Annotated in this window: 7 protein-coding genes; all 7 read right to left on the reverse strand. The window is 56.1% G+C overall.

The genetic code is table 11. From position 1 onward, the window contains the following. The coding region (locus tag QJ48_RS34400; RefSeq protein WP_157261860.1) for an MFS transporter at positions 1-389 on the reverse strand (389 nt) is incomplete at its 3' end. A gap of 9 nt (positions 390-398) precedes the next feature. After that, complete coding sequence (locus tag QJ48_RS34405) at positions 399-839, reverse strand: MarR family winged helix-turn-helix transcriptional regulator (RefSeq protein WP_054977760.1); 441 nt, start codon at positions 837-839, stop codon at positions 399-401. Between the two features lie 239 nt (positions 840-1078). Next, the gene (locus tag QJ48_RS34410; protein WP_054977761.1) at positions 1079-1711 is read right to left on the reverse strand and encodes an NAD(P)-dependent oxidoreductase; all 633 of its coding nucleotides are present in this window, start codon (positions 1709-1711) and stop codon (positions 1079-1081) included. Positions 1712-1766: 55 nt separating this feature from the next. Further along, positions 1767-2420, reverse strand: a complete 654-nt coding sequence (locus tag QJ48_RS34415; RefSeq protein ID WP_054977762.1) for a DsbA family protein — start codon at positions 2418-2420, stop codon at positions 1767-1769. A 92-nt stretch (positions 2421-2512) separates the two neighbouring features. Then, positions 2513-2941 (reverse strand): Rrf2 family transcriptional regulator, encoded by a 429-nt coding sequence (locus tag QJ48_RS34420; protein WP_054977763.1) that lies wholly within the window; start codon positions 2939-2941, stop codon positions 2513-2515. A gap of 226 nt (positions 2942-3167) precedes the next feature. Then, a complete protein-coding gene (locus tag QJ48_RS34425; protein WP_054977764.1) occupies positions 3168-4277 on the reverse strand; it encodes a GIY-YIG nuclease family protein in 1110 nt (369 codons plus the stop codon). A 56-nt stretch (positions 4278-4333) separates the two neighbouring features. Beyond that, a partial coding sequence (locus tag QJ48_RS34430; protein WP_054977765.1) for a GNAT family N-acetyltransferase occupies positions 4334-4933 on the reverse strand: 600 nt, incomplete at its 5' end.

Here is a 4933-nt window from a genome sequence, read left to right on the forward strand (position 1 = left end):
CAAAAAACGAAAAACGAGCTGCTAAGGAATCTCGTGTCCACGAAGTTGTTTAAAAGAACCACCCCCAGCATCCCCCTGTACAAAATCAATAAAAAAATATCCGCGAACGTCCCCGCCATGAACGCGCCGATCATAAAAAAGACGATCCCCGTTAAAATAAACGGCTTCCGCCCGTAAATGTCGGACAGCTTGCCGACCAGCACCGTCGCAATCGTCGAGGTAAGCAAATAAATCGTGATGACCCAGGTATAGTAGTCCATCCCGCCGAGCTTGGCGATAATTCGCGGCAGGGCCGTGCCGACGATCGTCTGGTTAATGGCTGAAAAGAACATCGCCGCAATAATGGCGATCATAATCGTTAGTTTGCGTTTATACGATAAATGCTCCACGTTCCGATCTTACTCCTCTCCCAATTGTTCCATGTTGTTCAGCATCCGGTTAAAGAACCGAAGATGCTGCCGGATCTCCTCCTCCGACAACCCGGCGAACAACGATTCGACCAGCTCCGTCTGCTGCTCTCCGAGCGCTCTCAGCTCGCTCAAGCCCCGTTCCGTCATCTCCAGATAGACGACCCGCCGGTCGTCTTCTCCCCGATACCGCTTAGCATACCCCTTCTCTACCAATTTATCGGCTTTGGCGGTAATGGCACCGGACGTCAGCTCGAGTGCCTCGGCCAAGTCGGATACCTTCTGCGGCCCTCCGCGCAGCTGCCGGAGCACCATAAACTGGGTCATCGAGAGCGACTTGTCGATATGCCGGCTCCACAGGAACGACATCTCTTTGACGACCTTCCGGAACGTGCGGGCCAGTTCGGTTTTCAATTGATGGTCTTCCTTCATAAGAAACACCCCTTTCGTTTCATGGCAGTTCCCCTCGATGACAAGATCGTTTTTGAGACAAAACCATTAAAACACGAAATAATTTAATAATAAACAATTAAATTATTTACCCATTATACACTAAAGGCAATCGTTTGTGAAATTTTTTTGATCGGGAACGCCAAAAAAAAGGCGAGCCGCCCACGATGAAAATCATCGCGGCGAATCGCCTTTTGTTCGGAATCGGAAGCCCGATTCAATTAATAGCCGACCGTAAACCGTTTGCGGGAGAAGCGCGGACGCTCTGCCTCGTCCAGCATAGCAACGGCGTAGTCCTCGGCCGAGATGCGGCTGTTCCCTTCGGCATCCGTTACGAGCCGGTTTTCTTCCGTGCGGTATTGGCCGGTTTTTTCTCCCGGTTGAATTAATGCGGCCGGGCTCAGGTTCGTCCAATCCAGCTCGGAGCTGCGGTATACCTCCAGTGCATCCCGATGCGCCAGTGCGATTCCCTTCCATTCGGCAGGGAATTCCGGCGTATCCACCAGCTGCACGCCCGGAGCCACTTCCAGACTACCCGCGCCGCCGACGGTCAGCAGACGGCTGACGCCGGACTTTTTCGCCGCATCGACCAACGCTTGGGCGGCCTGAACCAGCTTCTCCTCTTGGCCGTGCGCCGGACCGTAGGCGCTGATCACGATGTCGTGACCGGCTGCCGCTGCGGCGAGACTATCCACGTTGGTTACATCTCCTGCTACAACCTTCAGGTTCTCGTTCTGCTTTGTCACGCGAGACGGGTCGCGCACGATCGCCGTCACTTGATGCCCCCGGCTCAAGGCTTCCTCCAATATCCGCTGTCCGATCGTTCCCGTTGCTCCAACCAATGCAATTTTCATCGTTCATCCATCCTTTCGTCCTATAAAATATTATGGCGATCAATTATTATCGCGGTTAATCGCATTCTCCATCCACGGTGCAGGATAGCCCCTCGGCGGCCTTGCCGGCTTGACCCGCCAGCTCCTCGGCAATCACCTGCTCCAGCGTCTCCCGGTTCGCTACGCCTCTCAGCACCTTATTGCCGATAAAAAACGTAGGGACGGCCGTGATGCCCGCTTCCTGGTATGCATGATTCAGCGCTTGCTGATGAGCTTCCTTGTATTTCCGCGTTTCCAACGCTTCCCGGTACTCGGCGGCGTCCAGTCCGATTTCCCCGGCCAGCTTCGCCAGCACGTCCGGGTCCCCGATATTTTGCTCCTCTTGGAAGAAGGCCCGGAACAGCCGGTGGTTGTACTCGTTTCCTTTGCCGTGCTCCTTGGCGTATTGATACCCTTCGAACGCCAGGTGGGTGTAAGGATGCGGGGAAACCCGCGGCAGCTTCATATCGATCCCCATCTGCTGAGCATAAGGAGCGATGGATTGCTGGAACATCCTCAATTTCGGCGGGTCGTTCCATGGGTCCAGCGGTTCGGCCGGGCTTGGGCGAAGCTCGAAGGGCATCCATTCCACCTCGACGTCCTTGCCCTGCACGGCCTGCTCCAGCGGTCCTTCTGCCAGAAAGCAGAAGGGACATACATAGTCCGAATACACTTGAATTTTGACGGTCATTGTAAAATTCACCTCCTTAATAAAATCGTCCGAGTCTCTTCTTTCCATTCACATGTAACCAAAATAGTTACAGGTTACGGTAAAAAAAAGGGTTACCGGTCACCCCGCACCAAATCGAACGCAATCTGGTCCAGCGTAACTTTCGCCAACTCGTTCTCCATGGCCGACTCCGCCCGTTTGAAGACGGTGTCCAACGTGCCTTGAATATTTTGCCCGACAGGGCATTTCGGATTCGGCTTATCGTGCGCCGCGAACAGCTCCCCCGGCGGGTCGTTCTGTACGGCTCGGTATACTTCCAAAAGGTTAATCTCCCGGGGCGGACGGGCCAGCGATGCGCCGCCGACGCCGGGACTGGTATGCACCAGCCCGGCTTTGCCCAGCAGACCGATCACACGACGGATCACCACCGGGTTCGTGTTGACGCTGCCCGCGATAAATTCCGACGTATTGCGGCCTTCTTTATTAATATCGAGGAGAGACAAGATGTGAATCGCTACGGCAAAACGACTGCTGATCGACAATTCATATCCTCTCCTCTCCGTTAATTCCACCACCTGTAACCATTGTAGTTACAATCGTTTATTTTGTCAACCCGTAAAAAATAATGCCGAATTATTGTTACCAGTCGGCACCCGGGCCATTCCTACCTATTTTCCTCGGCGGCATCGGCTCCTCTCCCGGAAAACAAACAAAGCACCGACCGTTTGTCCGCGGTCCGTGCTTATTTTATTGGGCCTCGCTGTCCGCTCACGGCATCTTCCCGTCGCGTCCGATCCGGTATTCGTAGTTGTCCTTGCACAATTGCAGCAAATCGTATTTCAAGCCGCGCTTGGGCGTCGTAATCTTGATCGCCCTGCCTCCCATCCTCCGCAACACGGCACGTACCGAACCGGGATCGCTCACTTTGTTCACGATGAGCTCATCCGGCCCCTCGGTTTCCCCATAGCGGCTGACCAGAAAACGGTCGCAGGCGACCTCGCCGTAAGCGCGCTCCAGTTCATGCATCTGAAAATCGCGCAGCATGCCCTCCTGCACCTTGGCAATCAGCACCCGCTCCTCGCCGAAATACAGCACATCCTGATGGGTCGAGCCTTCCCGGTCGACGATCTGCTTCTCCGGCATTTCCTCCAAAATGCGCAGGTGGCGGAGCATGCTGCCCGCTTTCTCGAATTCCAGACGTTCGGCGTACTCGCTCATCTTGGCGCGCATCGCGGCAATCAGGTTCTCCCCTTGGTTCAAAAGCAGACCGGCCGCGTGCCACGCCGTCTCCCGGTATGCCTCCTCCGTGATTTTCCCTTCGCATACGCCGCTGCACTTGCCGAGATGATACAGCAGACAGACGCGCTTCGGCATCTTGTCGCACGTCCTCAGCTTATAATGCTCCGTGACAAATTCGAGCACGGCATCACGGAAGCGGGCGCTACGGTAAGGGCCGAAGCGGTGTTCCTTGCCCGAGGCAGCGGCTTTGTCCGCTCCGCCGCCGCTCGCGGTCCGGAGCCTGCGGTCCCGGTAATATTCGGTCAGCCGCGGAAAACGCTCGTCCGTCATCTGCAAATATGCATACCCGCTATTATCCCGCTTGAGCGCCCGGTTGTACGGAGGCTTATGGATCTTGATCAGATTGTTCTCCAGCAGCAGACTTTCCGACTCGTTGTTGACCAGCACTACTTCAATGGACGCGATGTCCTGCACCATTTGACGAATACGCCTGCGCTGATCCCGGTTTTGGAAATACGAGCGCAGACGGCTGCGCAAATTTTTGGCTTTGCCGACGTAAAGGATACGGCCTTCGGCATTTTTCATGATGTAGCAGCCCGGGCGCTCCGGATAATCGCCCGCTTCGAACTGAAATGGCATCGCAAACTTCCCCTTTTTCGCACGGTTCCGCGCAAGGCTTCCCCCGCACGGTTCCTTTAGAGGCTTTTGTCCATTTTAACCTGCTCCACAGCGACCGTAAACCCTCCCGCCGTCAAAACCTCCGCGCAGACAGATGCCCGTGACAAGTTAAATGCCCGCTTCCGCAGGGCATCGGCTCCGGCAAACACTTCCGAGCACAAGAGCCGGACGATTCCGCCCGTATCCGGGGCGTCCGGGCTCGTTTCGCATTGGTACAAGATCGTCGAGACATGCTCGCCGGATGCATCGTACGCCCGCTTGGCGAGCGCATAGCCGACGGGGCGGCCTTCCGAGTCGGATGCGATAACCGTATGCCCGTCCTTCAAGCTTTGCCAACCCGTCTGCCACGCCGCGTTTGCGTTGTAGAAAGGAAGCCGCGCCGCCTCATGCGGCCCGGACCAGCGGACCGTATAGTCCCCGCGCGGAAGCTCTCCCGGCTGCCAGGCCTCCGCCGATTCCAGCAGCACCAATTGATCGGTTATCTCGTAGCCCATTTGCCGGTATAAGGCAATGGCCTTTTCATTCTGCTTGAACGCTTCGAGTGTCGCCAGCGATACGCCTTCCTCCCGGTACAGCCGGATGGACGCTTCCAGCAGCTGCTTGGCGACGCCAAGCCT

Source organism: Paenibacillus sp. A3 (assembly GCF_001399685.1).
Classification (GTDB): Bacteria; Bacillota; Bacilli; order Paenibacillales; family NBRC-103111; genus Paenibacillus_G.

Excerpts from the sequence above, each read along its gene's own strand:
- QJ48_RS34405 (WP_054977760.1), bottom strand. The coding sequence starts at position 839 with ATGAAGGAAGACCATCAATTGAAAACCGAACTGGCCCGCACGTTCCGG.
- QJ48_RS34410 (WP_054977761.1), bottom strand. The coding sequence starts at position 1,711 with ATGAAAATTGCATTGGTTGGAGCAACGGGAACGATCGGACAGCGGATA.
- QJ48_RS34415 (WP_054977762.1), bottom strand. The coding sequence starts at position 2,420 with ATGACCGTCAAAATTCAAGTGTATTCGGACTATGTATGTCCCTTCTGC.
- QJ48_RS34425 (WP_054977764.1), bottom strand. The coding sequence starts at position 4,277 with ATGCCATTTCAGTTCGAAGCGGGCGATTATCCGGAGCGCCCGGGCTGC.